This is a genomic window from Novosphingobium sp. B-7 (assembly GCF_000410615.1).
GTDB lineage: Bacteria > Pseudomonadota > Alphaproteobacteria > Sphingomonadales > Sphingomonadaceae > Novosphingobium > Novosphingobium capsulatum.
On record NZ_KE148319.1, the window covers coordinates 1 to 2,064 of the forward strand.

General features: G+C 68.9%; 1 protein-coding gene. It reads left to right on the top strand.

Translation table 11 applies throughout. The features are described from left to right. A partial coding sequence (locus H926_RS26735) for a beta-N-acetylhexosaminidase (RefSeq protein ID WP_237741010.1) occupies positions 1–2,064 on the top strand: 2,064 nt, incomplete at both ends.

Sequence of the window (2,064 nt, forward strand, 5' to 3'; positions counted from 1 at the left end):
TGGCCCCCCCCCCCTGCCGCTGGTGCCCTGGCCAGCCCAGGTGGCGCCGGGCAAGGGTGCGCTCGTACTCGCCAATGGCGCTACGCTGGCCGTGCCGCCGGGCGATGCCGGGGCCAAGGCGGCCGCCACCCTGCTCGCCGCGCGTCTTTCTGCGCAGCATGGCCTTTCGCTGCGCGTGGTCGAAGGCGATCAGGGCACCGTGCGCTTCGTGCGTGGTGCCACGGCCGGTGACGAGGCCTATGCCCTGGCCGTCTCGGCCAGCGGAGCGGTGATCACCGCCTCGGGCGATCATGGCCTGCTCTATGGCGCGATGAGCCTGGAACAACTCGCTGGCGTGCCGGGCAAGGGCGGCGCTGCGGTGCGCGTGCCGGCCGTGGCCGTGACCGATGCACCGCGCTTTGCCTGGCGCGGGCTGATGATCGACACGGCGCGCCATTTCCAGCCGATCGAATCTATCCGCGCGGTGATCGACGGCATGGTGGCGGTCAAGCTCAACGTGCTGCACCTGCACCTGACCGACGACCAGGGCTGGCGCTTTGAAGTGAAGAAGTATCCGCGCCTCACGCAAGTGGGCGCCTGGCGCACCCAGCCTGATACCGGGCAGGGGCCCGATGCCGACAAGGGTGCGCGCAGTGGCGGGTTCTATACCCAGGCGGAACTGCGCGATCTGGTGGCCTATGCCGCCGCGCGCGGCATCACCGTGGTGCCCGAAATCGACCTGCCCGGCCATGCCCAGGCGTTGGTCGCGGCCTATCCCGAACTTGGCGTTCTGGGTGGCACGCCGCCGGTGTCGGGGGACTGGGGCGTCAATCCCTATCTGTTCAACCCTGGCCCGCAGGGCATGGCTTTCGTCAAGGACGTGCTCGATGAACTGATGGCGGTGTTTCCGTCCACGTTCATCCACCTCGGTGGTGACGAGGCGGTCAAGGACCAGTGGGAGCGCGCGCCGCAGGTGCAGGCGCAGATGCGCGCCCTGGGCATCAAGACCGAGAACGGCCTGCAAAGCTGGATGATCGATCAGCTCGGCAGCTATCTGGCGCAGCATGGCCGCCGCCTGATCGGCTGGGACGAGATCCTCGAAGGAGGCCTGCCGCCTTCGGCCTCGGTGATGAGCTGGCGGGGCGAGGCCGGCGCGGTCGATGCGGCCAATGCCGGGCACGATGTCGTACTCAGCCCGGCGCCCAATCTCTATCTCGACAATCTCCAGTCCGATCGCGGTGACGCGCCTCCGGGCCGCATCGCGATCCAGACGCTGGAGGCGGTCTATCACTATGATCCCATGCCCAAGGGGATCGATGCGCAAAAGGCCGCCCATGTGTTGGGCGCGCAGGCCAATGCCTGGTCGGAATACATCGTCACGCCCTGGCAGATGCAGCACAAGATTTTTCCGCGCATCGGCGCGCTGGCGGAAAGCGTGTGGAGCAATCCGGCTCAGGCCAAGGATTATCCCGGCTTCCTCGCCCGGCTCGATCCGCAGATGCGCCGCTGGCGCGAGGCCGGGCTGGAAGTGGCCGACAGCGCCCTGGCGGTCGATTTCAAGATCGCCGGCACGCGCAGTGCCGCGCTCGATGCCAAGCGCCTGACCGTGGCCCTTGCCACCCAGGCCCCCTATGGCACGATCCGTTACACCCTGGATGGCAAGGCGCCCACGGCCCGCGCGCGCGCCTATGCCGCGCCGCTCGCCGTGGCGCCGGGCACGGTGATCATGGCCGCCGATTTTGCCGCCGATGGCGCCGCGCTGTCTGCCCCGCGCCGGTTCGATGTCACGCGCGATACGCTGCTGACCACGGCCAACGGTGCGCTGTCGGCCTGCCCGCGCGGCGCGCTGGGCCTGCGCGTCCCGCTGAATGCCGATGCCACGGGCAATGCGCCGGCGTTCAACGTCAACATTTTTGACGCCTGCGTGGCCGATGACCATGCGCCGCTGGCCCATGCCAAGGCGATCACCGTCAAGGTGGCGCGCCTGCCGCGCAACTATGGCCTGGCGCACGATCAGCACGCGGTGATCGCGCGCTATGCCACCAGTCCGTTTGGCGAACTGGTGGTGTCGGCCGGCTGCCGCGC